Annotated in this window: 12 protein-coding genes; 6 read left to right on the top strand and 6 right to left on the bottom strand. The window is 53.4% G+C overall.

What is annotated here, in order from left to right; translation table 11 throughout:
- Together Q0N43_RS08185 and Q0N43_RS08190 are read left to right on the top strand one after the other, a co-directional pair.
- Nucleotides 1-114: integrase catalytic subunit (locus Q0N43_RS08185; RefSeq protein WP_295445280.1), on the top strand; the 114-nt coding region annotated here is incomplete at its 5' end.
- Between the two features lie 77 nt (nucleotides 115-191).
- Entirely contained in the window at nucleotides 192-503 is a 312-nt protein-coding gene (locus Q0N43_RS08190; RefSeq protein WP_295445154.1) for a hypothetical protein, read from the top strand.
- A gap of 430 nt (nucleotides 504-933) precedes the next feature.
- Here the strand turns inward: Q0N43_RS08190 and xylA are convergent, their stop codons facing one another.
- Together xylA and xylB are read right to left on the bottom strand one after the other, a co-directional pair.
- On the bottom strand, nucleotides 934-2250 hold the full coding sequence (gene xylA / locus Q0N43_RS08195) for a xylose isomerase (RefSeq protein ID WP_295445157.1): 1317 nt from the start codon (nucleotides 2248-2250) through the stop codon (nucleotides 934-936).
- Between the two features lie 11 nt (nucleotides 2251-2261).
- Nucleotides 2262-3707: a xylulokinase gene (gene xylB / locus Q0N43_RS08200; RefSeq protein WP_295445158.1), complete on the bottom strand. Its 1446-nt coding sequence runs from the start codon at nucleotides 3705-3707 to the stop codon at nucleotides 2262-2264.
- A gap of 288 nt (nucleotides 3708-3995) precedes the next feature.
- Here xylB and Q0N43_RS08205 point away from each other — a divergent pair, with 288 nt between their 5' ends.
- Both Q0N43_RS08205 and Q0N43_RS08210 read left to right on the top strand, forming a co-directional pair.
- Complete coding sequence (locus tag Q0N43_RS08205; protein WP_295445161.1) at nucleotides 3996-5402, top strand: sugar porter family MFS transporter; 1407 nt, start codon at nucleotides 3996-3998, stop codon at nucleotides 5400-5402.
- Nucleotides 5403-5920: 518 nt separating this feature from the next.
- Nucleotides 5921-6937, top strand: coding sequence for a LacI family DNA-binding transcriptional regulator (locus tag Q0N43_RS08210; protein WP_295445164.1), 1017 nt, complete (start codon nucleotides 5921-5923; stop codon nucleotides 6935-6937).
- Nucleotides 6938-7124: 187 nt separating this feature from the next.
- Here Q0N43_RS08210 and Q0N43_RS08215 read toward each other — a convergent pair whose 3' ends face one another.
- The 4 genes from Q0N43_RS08215 to Q0N43_RS08230 form a co-directional block, all read right to left on the bottom strand.
- Nucleotides 7125-8252: an alginate lyase family protein gene (locus Q0N43_RS08215; protein WP_295445167.1), complete on the bottom strand. Its 1128-nt coding sequence runs from the start codon at nucleotides 8250-8252 to the stop codon at nucleotides 7125-7127.
- 134 nt (nucleotides 8253-8386) lie between these two features.
- A complete protein-coding gene (locus Q0N43_RS08220) occupies nucleotides 8387-9637 on the bottom strand; it encodes a glycoside hydrolase family 88 protein (RefSeq protein ID WP_295445170.1) in 1251 nt (416 codons plus the stop codon).
- Nucleotides 9638-9698: 61 nt separating this feature from the next.
- Nucleotides 9699-10757 carry an L-glyceraldehyde 3-phosphate reductase gene (mgrA, locus tag Q0N43_RS08225; RefSeq protein WP_295445283.1) on the bottom strand — a complete coding sequence of 353 codons (1059 nt, stop codon included), beginning with the start codon at nucleotides 10755-10757 and terminating at the stop codon, nucleotides 9699-9701.
- 5 nt (nucleotides 10758-10762) lie between these two features.
- On the bottom strand, nucleotides 10763-11290 hold the full coding sequence (locus Q0N43_RS08230; protein ID WP_295445172.1) for a heme-binding protein: 528 nt from the start codon (nucleotides 11288-11290) through the stop codon (nucleotides 10763-10765).
- A gap of 266 nt (nucleotides 11291-11556) precedes the next feature.
- On the opposite strand from Q0N43_RS08230, the gene Q0N43_RS08235 reads away from it, so the two are divergent.
- The gene (locus tag Q0N43_RS08235; protein ID WP_295445175.1) at nucleotides 11557-13869 is read left to right on the top strand and encodes a glycoside hydrolase family 3 protein; all 2313 of its coding nucleotides are present in this window, start codon (nucleotides 11557-11559) and stop codon (nucleotides 13867-13869) included.
- A complete protein-coding gene (locus Q0N43_RS08240; protein ID WP_295445177.1) occupies nucleotides 13854-14513 on the top strand; it encodes a hypothetical protein in 660 nt (219 codons plus the stop codon). The genes Q0N43_RS08235 and Q0N43_RS08240 overlap by 16 nt, the downstream gene beginning before the upstream one ends.
- Nucleotides 14514-14623 lie beyond the last annotated feature (110 nt).

Below are 14623 nucleotides of genomic sequence, written 5' to 3' on the forward strand. Positions count from 1 at the left end.
TCGCTTGGTTATCGCCCACCCGCACCACAGACCGTCCCTTGGCCAGTGCCGTCCTCCGGTTCCGCTTCGCTCCACCTACGGTCAACACTGGCCAAGGAGGCAATCATGCACTAACAATCAAACCGGACCACTCAATGGGGGGCCTGTCACGTCTTGCCCGTCTGGCCCGGCACCAAATCTACAAGCAAGCCGTGACTGCGAATGGTCCTTTCCCGACATCGGCCGTTCGACGTGGCGGGGATATCTTTGTGCAGTTTGAAGGAATTGACGGCCAGCTTGTAACGCGGAGTGCGTTGGAGCCCATAGCTTTTGAAATTTGTCAGGAAGCATCCGACACATGCCGCTTTGCGAGCGTGTCTGTGCAAGGTGACGGCGTGGTAATCGCTGCACATGGCGTCAACAATGTGCAGCGGATACGTTATTGCTGGGGGGATGCACCTTTGTGTAATCTCTATGACAGCGCGGGCTTACCCGCAGGGCCTTTTGAGATCAGTGTGCGATAATCCGATGGCTGGCGGTTTCCCTTTTGCTGTTATCCGGGGCCGTTCATGCGAAGCCGTTGCAGTAAGTTGAAGTTTTGTCGAAACGCTTGGATGACGGGTTTTCCCCTCTTCAAGAAGATGACTTAGCTCAAGAGATCAAGGATTCCCGGGGAAAGCAAGCTACCTCCAATTTAAACGAGGACATTCTAGGGGTTTCGGCAAGCCCCACGTAGTTGGACAGTTCGAGAGTGAGCAGAAAATGAAAGGCATTTGCCCTACAAGTCTCCATGATGAAATATTGGACAACCAACGCCAGACCAACCAGTATTCCACTTTGGGGAATTGATCCCCGTGTCGGTATCCAGCGCATAACTGTAATGCGTACCGACTTGCCAACGCTGAAGTTGGGACCGGTCCGGTTTGCGCCACGTTGACCGGTCTCCATTTTCCTTCAGATGTAACGGCTGACGATATTCTCGACATATTCCTGACGGCCCGAGCGTGGCTGCGGGTCGATCTTCGCGGCAACCGCCGCATCAGAAATGGCTTCAAGGTTCGAGCTTGCCGAGAGCAGAGCCTTGCCGGCATGGCTGTTCCATCCGGCGTAACGGTCGGTGACCAGCGCAGCCAGATCACCGCCTTCGATCATCGCAGCAGCATTCAATAGGCTGCGGGCGAGTATGTCGACGCCGCCGATATGGCCGTGGAATAGGTCGGCAGCGTCGATGCTCTGGCGGCGCACCTTGGCGTCGAAATTGTTGCCACCATTCTGGAAGCCGCCGTTCTTCAGGATGTAATACATTGCAGTCGTAATTTCCCGAATGTCATTCGGAAATTGGTCAGTGTCCCAACCATTTTGCGGATCACCGCGGTTCATGTCGATCGATCCAAAAATACCCATATTGATCGCGCTGGCGATTTCATGCTCAAAGCTATGCCCTGAAAGGGTCGCATGATTGGCTTCGATATTCATTTTGACTTCTTTTTCCAGCCCATTGGCAAGAAGGAAACCATAGATGGTTTCGACATCGAAATCATATTGATGCTTGGTCGGCTCATGCGGTTTTGGTTCGATAAGGATGTCGCCCTTGAAACCGATTTTATGTTTATGCTCGACGACCATCTGCAGGAAGCGACCAAACTGCGCCTTTTCCTGTTTGAGGTCGGTGTTGAGCAGGCAGTCATAGCCTTCACGGCCGCCCCACAACACATAGTTCTGGCCGCCCAAACGATTGGTTGCCTCGATACAGTGGCGCACCTGCGTTGCGGCAAATCGGAATACGTCGGGATCGGGATTGGTCGATGCACCGCCCATATAACGCGGGTGGCTGAACATATTGGCGGTACCCCAAAGCAGCTTGACGCCGGTCGCAGCCATCTTGGCTTCGATCTTGTCGATGATGACCGCGAAATTACGCACATGTTCGTCGATCGTTTCGGCATGGGCCATCACGTCAACATCGTGGAAACAGAAATAGGGCAAGCCAAGCCGGCTAAAAAATTCAAACGCTTCGTCAAGCTTATGGTCGGCGCGCGTTTGATCTATAGGCCCGCCATGCCATGGGCGGTTGAAAGTGCCAGCGCCAAAGACGTCGAAACCGTCCCAGCAGAATGTATGCCAATAGCAAACCGCCATGCGCAAATGCTCGGCCATGGTTTTGCCCATGACAACGCGGTCCTTGTCATAATAGCGGTAGGCAAGAGGGTTTTTGGATTCGATGCCCTCGAATTTGATGGGTTCGATGTCGGCGAAATAGCTAGCTGACATGATTTGTTCTCCTAATATGATGTTTTGAGATTTTGGTATAGCGAACGGAATTTCAACACCCGCGCCGCGTATAGATCGACAAGCCGGTCGTCTGGCTCCTCAACGTGAAGAATGGTAGGGGCGGCGCAGACCGCCTCGATCGATGCGCTGGTGTCGGCTAGTTGCGCCAATCGCGCTGCACCATAAGCAGGGCCGACTTCTCCGCCGTCACGATAAATCAGTGGGCGGTTCAAAACCGACGCCAATATCTTACCCCAATAATGCGATTTCGCGCCGCCGCCGATGACTGTGATGCCATCGATATGCGCACCGCTGTCGGTCAATGCGTCCATTCCGTCGTTGAAGGCAAACGCGACGCCTTCGAGTACGGCCTGCCCGATCGCCGCAGCATCGCTTTCATGGGTGAGGCCAAACAATACGCCCTTGGCATTGGGGTCGTTATGCGGCGTGCGCTCGCCCGATAGATAGGGCAGGAACATTTCGGTTGAGGCAGGCGCCCCACGTGTCTCGATGGCCGCAAACATCGCCGCTGCATCGGCCATCCCGCACAATTTGACTGCCCAATCGACGCAACTTGCGGCGCTCAGGATGACAGACATCTGGTGCCAGCGCCCCGGTAGCGCATGGCAGAAGCTGTGAACGCCGCCACCCGGATTGGGTGTATAGCCGCCATTGGCGAGGAATATTACGCCCGAGGTGCCGAGCGATAGAAAGGCATCACCAGGGCGCACGACGCCCACCCCGACGGCGCCAGCGGCATTGTCACCGCCGCCCGCTGCAACTGGAACCCGCGCCATGCCCCAAGCTTCGGCGAGTTCTGCGCGAAGTTGGCCAGTAACCTGATTACCCTCAAACAGTTTTGGCATGTGGCTACGCTCGAGCCCCGTTGCTTCGAGCATCGCGTCTGACCAGTCGCGCTTGCCGACATCCATCCATAAAGTGCCAGAGCTGTCCGACATATCGGATGCAAGCTCGCCGGTCATCCGAAGGCGGACATAATCTTTCGGCAACAATACGGTTTTGATTTGCGAAAAAATCCCGGGTTCGTTTTCACGTATCCACTGCAATTTGGGCGCTGTAAAACCTGGCATCGCCCGATTGCCAGTGATCTCACCAAGGTCGGTGACGTCTGCCTCTAGCGCCGCGCATTGGTCTGCGCTTCGTCCGTCGTTCCATAAGATCGCAGGCCGTAGCGCTCGATTGTCCGACCCAAGCAACGTCGCACCATGCATCTGCCCTGACAGGCCGATAGCCTTAACTGCATGCCTTTTTTGTAAATCGAGATCACTGACCGCGCTGTTGGTCGCGGCCCACCAATCGGCCGGGTCTTGCTCCGACCAAAGTTCGTGCGGGCGCGATACTGACAATGGAGCACTAGTGATTTCTAAGACTGTGCCTGCCTCGTCCATCAATATGGCTTTGATGCCGGACGTACCGATGTCGATTCCCAGATACATAGACTCAAACCTCTTTCTCTTGACCCCAGCCGTTATCAGGAGACAAAAGGTAGCGCTAACATTTTCATGGATATTGAGTTAAAATATTGGATTAATGTAGTTATTGTTTCGAACCTTGTTCGCTTCTTAGTCTTTGGCGTCGAAATAGCCTAGCCAGCAACCGTGGCCTAACCTCACAGCATTGACAGATGAATGCTTTAACTGCACATCTTGTGCGGTAACGCTACCATAAGTGAATCAAAAATGGCTCGCCGGACATCGATACCGGCGTATGAGGAGAGGAATTTCATGACTGAGAAATCGGGAGAGCAGCTCAATATGCCGCTCATTGCCGCCATCGTGTGTGTTGCCACGATTGGCGGTTTTATGTTCGGGTATGATTCCGGCGCAATTAATGGAACGCAGGAAGGGCTAAAAACGACCTTTGGTTTGAGCGAAGGTGCGCTTGGCCTAACGGTTAGTGCGTTGTTGCCGGGCTGTGCTGTCGGCGCGTTCATGGCGGGGCGCCTTGCCGATAGCATGGGCCGCAAAAAGGTAATGTTGATCGCTGCAATTTTATTCATCATCAGTGCTTTTGCGTCGGGCGCTGCCAGCTCAGCGCTACTTCTTGCGGTTGCGCGTTTCTTTGCCGGGGCTGCCGTGGGCGCGGCCAGCGTATTGTCCCCAGCCTATATCAGCGAAGTAACGCCAGCAAATATTCGTGGGCGACTGTCGAGTGTACAACAGGTGATGATCATTGCCGGTCTGACAGGGGCCTTCCTAGCCAATTATTTTCTCGCACAATCAGCAGGGTCATCGCTTGGTGAGTTCTGGCTTGGCTATCCAGCATGGCGCTGGATGTTCTGGGTGCAGGCGGTTCCGGCTTTATTGTTTCTTGTCACCCTGCTTGTCATCCCCGAAAGCCCTCGCTTTCTAGTCGCGAAGGGCCGTCTTACAGAGGCCGAACACGTGATGACGCGGCTGTTCGGATCTGCAGTTGCCAAGACTAAGGTGCAGGAAATCAAAGCGTCGCTTGCGGGCGATCATGAACCCAAATTGTCCGATCTCAACGATCCTAAAACTGGCAAATGGCGGAAAATCGTTTGGGTTGGCATCGGCCTTGCCGTGTTCCAGCAACTCGTCGGCATCAACGTCGTGTTCTATTACGGCGCCGTGCTCTGGCAGGCGGTTGGCTTCAGTGAAGCAGACTCGCTCAAAATCAATATCCTCAGCGGAATGTTATCAATTGCTGCGTGCTTGGTGTCGATTGGCCTTATCGACAAGATCGGACGTAAACCTCTGTTGCTGATCGGTTCGATCGGCATGGCGGTGACACTCGGGATATTGACCATCTGCTTCGCAAGCGGAACATTTGTCGATGGCCAGTTGGTTTTGCCCGGCGGTGTGGGAACGGTCGCTTTGATCGCTGCCAATGTCTATGTGAGCTTCTTCAACTTCAGTTGGGGGCCAGTGATGTGGGTGATGCTGGGCGAAATGTTCCCCAACCAGATCCGTGGTTCAGGCTTAGCGGTAGCAGGGGCTGCGCAATGGACAGCGAACTTTGCGATTTCCATGAGCTTCCCGTGGCTCGCGGCGAATATCGGACTGCCGATCACTTATGGCTTTTATGCGGCGTTCGCTTTCATCTCGATAATGTTCGTACTGAAATATGTTCATGAAACCAAAGGCACCGAGCTGGAAGATATGGTCGGCTGAACTGCCATCAAACTAACTTTGAAAGAGGCCGTTTTACGGCCTCTTTTTTTTGCGGCACAGTGCCCGTTTATGAAATTGCGGCGTTATTCGCATTCGGTTGCGGCCGAAGCGCCTCGGGCACATGTGATCCTATCACTTTTTCAAGGTACGCATGATAGCTGCAAGTTCCTTTTGGTTTCGATCGAAGATGGCACTAGAACGGACTGCCTTGCTCTGCGGTCTAGTAGACGCTCGGAAAAATGCCCGAAATCTATCGCCAATGACGTGCAGCAGCGGCTAGCGGACATCGGCGTGAAGGCGGTCCCCATCAATCGCGGCTGCTTATGGAAAAGCCGCTTTTATGGTGATTTGAATGGGTCAAGGTACGACGAACTGCTGAATGGCAAGATATTTATACGCAAACCGAGGCTCAGATCCTGATCAAAGCTTGACGCTGGTACTGTAACGCGGAACAGCTTATTGGGTTATTGATAGTTGACGTGGCTTAGGTTGTCTGTCGTAAAATTTAGGAGAGACTTTTGTCAAACTCTACAATCGTGGAAGTAGCCAAGCTTGCTGGGGTTTCGGTTACTACTGTCTCAAGGTGCCTGAATTCACCAGAAAAGGTGGGCAAAAAGACGCTTGCAAGGGTCCGTCGAGTAATTGAAGAGATTAACTTCAGCCCTAACGTGCTGGCGCAAAACTTTCGCCGCGGTAAGACCAACATTATCCTGGTTGTTGTTCATGAAATTGGTAGCTGGCTGTTCGCTGAAATTTTAGAGGGCATTCGGGCAGTTCTCGGCACTCGTTATTCAATCATCCTGACAGAGTCGCGACCTGAGGTAAACGACAACAACTTTATTGAAATGTTGGTTGCCAAACAGGTTGAGGGCGTGATCCTCTTGTGCTCCACCTTGCCTTTCAGCAAGAAATTGATTGAAAAAAACAAATCCAAATCGCTCCCGATAGTTATCGGTCTGGAGCCTATCAGCGCTGACCTTGGTCAGTTTCCGAGTGTGCATATCGACAATTATCAGGCTGCATATGATGCAACGCAGTACCTTATCACCTCCGGTCATAAGGATATTGTATTTGTTTCAGGGCCAAAGCAATCCTTTGTCACGAAAGATCGAGAGTTGGGATTTTGTGCCGCAATTCAATCATCTAAACTACCCCTCGATGAAGCTAACATTGTTCATTCCGACCTGACGTCCAATGGAGGCGTCAATGCCGCCATAGAGATTTTCGCGCGATCAGTCATGCCGACGGCTATTTTTTGCGCCAACGATGACATGGCCCTTGGTGTTTTGGGTCTTGCCTCAAGGCGCGGCGTCAGGGTTCCAGAAGACTTGTCGATCATGGGCTTTGACGACACCCGATACGCAGCCATAGCTAACCCGCCGCTCTCGACGGTCCTTCAGCCCGCTAGGGACATTGGTATAGGCGCCGCGAAACGACTTCTGCGAGCGATCGATTCTCCTGAGGATAGTGCTGTAAAGGCGGAAATACTGCCTCACCGTCTGGTTATTCGAAGTTCGACGGGGCCGAGGGGTTGACCTCCATGGCTCCATAAAGCTCGCTGGTACAAGATGTAATTTGACGACGTCCGGGCTGGTCTTGAGCAGTATTGTTTGGGAAGTTGTTGAAAAACGACTCTTTTGATCGAATTGTTTAGACCATTGCCCTTTTTGGGCTTTCTTCCGCTGCCCAAGCGGCTCATATTTCTAAGAAAAATGTCGATAGTCACCGTTCGTGGCTCGACGTGATCATCGGCGCCTTTGAATGGGTCAGGGTTTCATGGAATATGTTCAATTCCGACATCCCATCAGGTCTCACACGCTCGGAAATGAGTCTTTCGGTAAATGGCAAGGGCAGTCCCATGCGATGGTTGTAGTGGTTGAATCCTACTTCAAAAGTGTCAAATATATTGGCGGTCGCCATCGCACTCCTACAGGTCCCTTGCATGTTGCCTGTCAAAAGCTGACGAGCCATAAGCTCCATTGCCGCTGTGTACCGCCTCATATGAGGCGTGTATACATCGACACCTTGGTTCCACGCTATTTCGGCCGCGTGTAGGGCCGACGCTAACCCAAACTGGGCATGATGACCATTGTCGCGGCAGGTTTCCTGAGTAAGCCCATCGGCCCATTTAGTTGGGTGGAACCAAAACGCGGGACTATTGCCGCCATCACCTTCGATAGCAGCAGGGGTTAAATCCGACTCTAGAAAAATGTAGGCCTTACTTCGGACTTCTAGCCTTTGAAGGCCGCGTTTGAATTCGTCCTTGTCATCGTTGAATACCGCGATCGTCATCAGCGCGTCAATCTGAGTTAGGTCGACATTCCCATTCCAGCGACTGGGGGTTGAAAGCTTAGGGTAGAAAGCGCGCCGAAACATAGTTTGGAAAGCGGCTATGTCGTCAGCCTTCCAATCTGGTGATGTTCGCATAATCTCGGCGGCCTCGCCGAATAACACACCAAGCCAGCCAGCGTGCAGCTTGTCTTGGTCGGTCGTCCCCACGAAACCTCGAAAGTCCGCCCACATTCTCAGTATGGCGCTAGATTGGCGCGAATATCTCCTTTTGCCGGTGAGGCGCCATGCCAGAGCGTTTGCATAGGCTTTAACAGCGTCTGATTTGGAGGCGGCTGCCTGAGCTTGGTCGCCGGCATCGATCACCGCAAGCGCTGCGCTGGCCGGCAGTGCTTTTTGTTCAACTTCTTGTAGGGTGCTGGTCCAAGGCTCCTTGCCTTCGTCGATCTTTGCCTTGACCCAGTCAAGACTGGCGGCTGTATTCATTGCCCCGGGGTGGCGAAATGCTGAACCGACGTCCGCGGAAATCGGTGAGGCGAGGCCCAAAGCCAGAAGGCTCATTACAGTCAACCATATGCCGGCGTGCAATTGTGTAAAAATTTGTGCTGAACCTAAAGTCATAGAAGATATGGATGCTAGTAATGATAGACTTAGAGGGATGTCGTTGGTTCTAAATTCGGCAATGATTATGCCTTTTACCGAGACTTCTGTCGATCATTCTTGGCTTCCGACAAGTCTGCAACCGCCGAGGCAGCGAGTAGGAAGGCGCCAACGCCATAGATTTGTGTGTCGTCAAAAGTGTTCATTTCCGGCCGATCACTGATGGGTTGAACCCATCCCAGTTTGCCATTTTTATGGACTGCACGCGTTAAGGCTTGCCAGCCACGCTCAACATTTGGTTGGTAGACCAACGGATCGAGCAGACCGGAATTTATGCCCCAAGCCAGACCGTAAACGTAAAACGCTGTGCCACTTGACTCAGGTAAGGTGTCTTTTGGAGCACCAAGAAGCGATGCGTTCCAATAGCCATCGGTCTTTTGTATGGAGGCAAGCTTGGCCGCCATGGTCTGGAAAAGCCCCTCGAACCTCGCCCGATCTGGATCGGATTTCGGCAGATGCGTCAAAAGATTTGCTAGGCCAGCGAATACCCAGCCGTTGCCGCGGCTCCAGAATATCTTCTCGCCGTCCTTGCCCCGCCGTTCGAAAAACCGGCTATCGCGAAAATACAGGCTGCTTTGTGCGTCCTGGAGATAGTCCGTCGCGGCCCAGAACTCAGATTTGGCAAACGCAGCATAACGCGGGTCGCCGGTTGCCTTGCTAAGTTCAACCAAGGCTGGGGGCGACATGAACAGGGCATCGCACCAGCACCACCGATCAAAGCATAGCGGATCCCCCGCACCGGCGGGGCGCTCGACAAAGGCGAGGTCTGTTTGTGACGGATAAGCTAAGATCAGATCAAAAGCCTTCCGCATAGGCGCGATAGCTTCTTGTCCTGCTCCATTACGTGCAGCCCATAGATAAGCTTGCCCAACTGCATGGTCATCGGCATGATACAGACGACGTCCCAATTCCCAGCGATTGCTCTCGCCCCGCGCCATGAGGAATTCCCGATACTGCGGTTTGAGACTGCGATCGGCGAGATGGGTCAGGCCGATGAAGAAAGCTCCCTGAACCCAGCCTTTTGGGTCGGTAGAATCGGCAGCGTTCCTTGGATGCACCTGACCAGCTGCAAGCATTGCAATCTGATGATCTGCGACCCTTTCCGCTATGGTTAGGACGCTTTGTCTTTTTACTGAGTGCGGCAAGCCGGAACGCGCCATTCCTGGATTTGACTTTGATACAGGATCAGTTCCGACCGGCGCTTCGGGCAGGCCATTGTTTGTGAAGCCGAGGCTTGCGAATGAAACGATACTTGCGAGCAAAAGCCGGACGAGATTTGATTCCATGATGCGTTCCTTCGTCTCATTCCCTGATAATGTGCTTTGAAGTGTTCTCTAAGCAAGGTGACTATAATACGACGCAATCCTTTAGCTCGGACGAAACGCTCCAGATGTTGAGACCGCCATCGCCGGCGTAAGTATCAATGTCGGCGAGCTCATCTTTGCTAAATGCTAGGTTGCGCAGTGCTTTTAATGTGTCGGCAAGTTGGGCGACGGTGCGGGCTCCAACCAATGCTGAGGTCACACGCGGGTCGCGAAGAACCCACGCTATAGCCATTTGCGCCAAGGTCTGCCCTCGCTGCTCCGCAATCCTATTCAAACCGTGTATCCGCTGCAAATTGTCTTCGGTCACCAAGTCGGGGCTAAATGACCCAGCCTTGCCTGCACGAGCATCGGTAGGTACGCCATTCAGATACTTCTTAGTTAGAAATCCTTGCGCTAACGGCGAAAAAGCAATGCATCCAGTTCCCAAGTCATCCAGAGTTTCAAGGAGTTTGTCCTCGACCCAACGATTTAGCATCGAATAGGAGGGCTGGTGGATTAGGAGGGGAACATTATGACATGCTAGAATTTCTGCAGCACGAGCTGTAAGCTCCGGAGAGTAAGAAGAAATGCCAACGTACAAAGCCTTGCCTTGTTGATGCAATGTAGCAAGCGCCCCCATGGTTTCCTCCAGTGGAGTGTCGACATCAACGCGATGGGAATAGAAGACGTCGACATAGTCAACGCCCATGCGTCTCAAACTCTGATCGCAAGAAGCAATCAAGTATTTGCGCGACCCGCCAACATCACCATATGGCCCAGGCCACATGTCCCAGCCAGCCTTTGTCGAGATGATCAGTTCGTCGCGGTGCGATTTGAAATCAGTAGCCAGAACGCGGCCAAAATTATCCTCGGCTGAGCCGTATGGCGGGCCATAGTTGTTTGCGAGGTCGAAATGAGTGATCCCGTTATCGAATGCATAACGCAAGATCGACCTGCCTGTTTCAAAAACATCATCGCCGCCAAAATTCTGCCAAAGGCCCAGCGAGATGGCAGGCAGCTTCAGTCCACTGCGGCCGCAACGACGATAAGGCATGGTATCGTATCTAGTGGAGGCAGCGGAATAAGGAACGGGAAAGGCCATTTCAATCAATCCAAAGAAGCAAGAATTGCAGCTACGCCGATTTGAGCGATTTCGAAGTCTTCTTCACCGGTCAGGCCACTGACACCGACAGACCCAATGCATGTCCCTTGGAAAAAGACCGGTGCCCCGCCCTCCCACCCGAGATATCGGGAATCGCCATGATAATGAACGTCCCAACCGCCTTCCGCCGCGGCCTTGCCGAGATCACCACTGGGTTGGCGCAAGCGCGACGATGTGAATACCTTGTTGGTCGCGATGGTTGCCGTAGCGAAACCCGCGCCATTCATTCGTAATAGACCAACCAGCTCACCGTGACTGTCTGCAACAGCAACGCTTCCCGTTTTCTTGCGCGTCTTCAATTCGGCTATACACCGGTCAATAGCAATTCGCGCTTCGTCGTCGCCTAACTGGAAATAGGAATTCATCAATAATGTCCCTGGTTGCGCTATCATTAGTTTGACTAACCAAAACATGAAAACGATGTCAATACTGCCGAGCTTCTTTATACCAAATCCATTGATAATCGCTTGCACTCGCTTTCAATGTGGGGATATGTAGGATGGAAACGTTACCATATAAATATCAATAGGTGCTGTGCGAGAGGGCAAACATGCGTACTAAAAGTTTGAAAATCCGCTTGTGGATTATCGTGTCATCTCTTGCCCTAGTCGCGAGCACCTCTGCCGCAGAGTCCCGTCCTCGGTCCACGGCAACCGGCGCGACAGTCCATCCAAAGCTTTGGCCAGAAGCGAAGTCGCCCATTGGGCTCAGCGCATCGAAAGAGGCCAGGATCGGGCGCATGCTCGCCCAGATGAGCATTGAGGAAAAGGTCGGTCAGGTCATTCAACCAGAGTGGAAGACTATTAAGCCCGAGGAAGTGACCAAATATCACATAGGCTCGATTGAGAACGGCGGCGGCGCTGTGCCGGGCGGTAACAAGCATTCAACGGTCAAAGATTGGCTTGACTTGATAGAGCCCTATTATCAGGCGTCGGTTGTGCCAGGTAAGAAGGTCACTATACCCCTGATCTGGGCATCCGATGCAGTGCACGGTCATAATAATGTTTACGGCGCCACTCTCTTTCCGCACAATATCGGTCTCGGCGCTGCCCATGACCCTGAACTCTTGCGCCGCATAGGCGAAGTAACGGCTGCCGAAGTTCGATCAACGGGCATGGATTGGACGTTCGCTCCCACCATTGCTGTCGCGCGTGATGACCGCTGGGGGCGCAGCTACGAGAGCTATTCGGAAGACCCGAATATCGTTTCGCAGTATGCGGCCGCTATGGTTGCGGGCATACAGGGCACGGGGTCTGACTTCCTGGGGCCTGATCACGTTATTGCAACGGCCAAGCACTTCCTCGGCGACGGCTCTACGGATGGGGGCAGGGACCAAGGCGACTCCACAGTTTCGGAAGCGGACCTCTCCCGTCTGCATGGGGCGCCTTATGTTCAGGCCATCAATACCGGCACGCAATCTGTCATGGCCTCGTTCAATTCGTGGCACGGGGTCAAGTTGCACGCCAACAAGGCACTCCTGACTGACGTATTGAAGGGCAGGATGGGGTTCGACGGTTTTATCATGGGCGACTGGTTGGCTCACGGCCAGATACCCGGGTGCAGCAATTCTGATTGTTCGGTAGCTTTCAATGCTGGGCTGGACATATTTAACCAACCACAAGACTGGAAGGCTCTTTACGACAACTTAGTACGCCAGGTGAAGTCCGGTGAAATACCGAAGAGCCGTCTAGATGATGCGGTCCGGCGAATTCTGCGCGTTAAGTTTCGCATGGGCGTGTTTGATGCGCCGTCACCGGCCAATCGTGCGACGAGCCTCCAGCCCATTGGGACGCCGGCGCATCGCGCTGTTGCTCGTGAAGCGGTTCGGAAATCCTTGGTCTTGCTCAAAAACAATGGTGTCCTTCCGATACGTCCGAACGCAACCGTTCTTGTCGCTGGCGACGGTGCCAACAGCATCGCCATGCAATCCGGAGGCTGGACGTTGAGCTGGCAGGGTGCAGACAACGGTCCGAATGATTTTCCAGGTGCAACATCGATATATGAAGGCTTGAAGGCGCAGATCGAAGCTTCCGGCGGTCAAGCGCTACTAAGTCCGGATGGCACATCGCCTCAAAAGCCAGATGTTGCCATCGTCGTTTTCGGTGAAAAGCCTTACGCGGAGTTCATGGGCGATCAGAGCGACGTGGCTTTGCATCACAATAACGTCGAAAGTCTGGAACTTATCCGCAATCTCAAGAAGCAGGGTATACCAGTCGTCGCCGTCATGATGTCGGGGCGACCTCTGTACGTGAACCCCCAAATAAATGCAGCCGATGCGTTTGTGGAAGCGTGGCTGCCGGGCTCGGAGGGTGCTGGCGTTGCAGATGTTCTCTTGTCACGCCCTGACGGAACTCCCCAATATGATTTTCAAGGGCGGTTAAGCTTTTCGTGGCCCAAGCGCCCTGATCAAACGCCTCTGAACATCGGTGACGCAGCCTATGATCCTCAATTCGCTTATGGCTTTGGACTTTCTTACGCAACGCGGGTAGTAACGCCCATCTTGCCCGAGGTCGCCGACACGACGCGGTACGGCGAAAGGAACGTCTATTATACCAAAGGAGAAGTCTGGAACGGCTATAGGCTGTGGCTCGGCGACAGCAATGCGCCTCGCATGGACTATGTTGGAACCAAGACGACATTGTACGGTTCGGCAGGGTTAATGGCGGAGCCTCAAAGCGACGGGGCTGTGCACTTGGCTTGGAACGGCAAGTCCAAGGCTTGGGCAGAGATGGGCGCCAATAAACCATCAGACATTGCAAGAGAGGCCAACGGCGCCATGCTGCTTTCTCTCAACCTACGCATCAACGTGCCGCCGACGAGCGATGTCAGGCTCGGTGTGGGAAGCGCATCGGTACCAATTACTAGAGTTCTGAAAAGCCTTGCTCCTGGTGCTTACGCGACCATCGCGGTTCCATTGTCATGCTTCAAGGGGCAGGATTTGGCGGCCACTCCAACAATCTTGCACCTGGAAACAGGCGGTTCGCTTGACCTTTCTCTTGCTGACGTCAGGCTAACTGAAACCAAGGCGGGTGCCGCATGCCCCACGGAGTGAAAATCGCAGGCCGCGCGGCCCCACCGATGCTTGCCCTGGCTCTGCTTGTTGGTCATGCGATCGCCGCAAACCCGGCCGCCGCCAAAGACCCGCAGGCGTCAAAGAATTCCTCTGGCCAACACCGCGTCGTGGTCTGGAATGGCGAAACCGCAAATGTGGGTGGCGGTTGGGTGAACCCGACGCGATCGACCTTTGGTCCACAAACAATAGAAGCGCATAGCGGATCTTCGGCGCTCGAATTCAAATTCTCGGGCGACAACGAGTGGATTGGCGCAGGCTGGAACTGGTTCAACTTCAAGACCGGTGACGACATAGGTACCGATGTTTCGGGGCTAGAAACCTTTAGCTTCTGGATAAAGGTTCGGGGCAAGCCCGTTCAGTTCCGGCTCAATCTGCAATGCAACGGGGCGGTGCTTGATACGCCCGAACAACATTCCACGCGAATCGACGTCCTAACTTACGCGCCTGACATTTTTGACGACAATTGGCATGAAGTGCGAGTTCCACTTCGAGATTTAGTTGAGTCCAAAGGCTTCAACCCACACAACGTAAGTCAGATCCAACTTGATTTGACTGTTGGTGCTGACACGCAGAACAGCTTTTTCATCGACGACATCTCGTTCGACAATCGCCCATCCACGTAATCAACAACTGCGCATGAAAGGCGTCGACATATTCGTTTTTATATTTGCACGGATCATTCACATGATCCGCCACATTGGAAAGATTGCCGGGCCGAGCAAGTTTGCCTGTC

Source organism: Sphingorhabdus sp. EL138, from assembly GCF_945882965.1.
In the GTDB taxonomy this organism is placed as follows: domain Bacteria; phylum Pseudomonadota; class Alphaproteobacteria; order Sphingomonadales; family Sphingomonadaceae; genus Sphingorhabdus_B.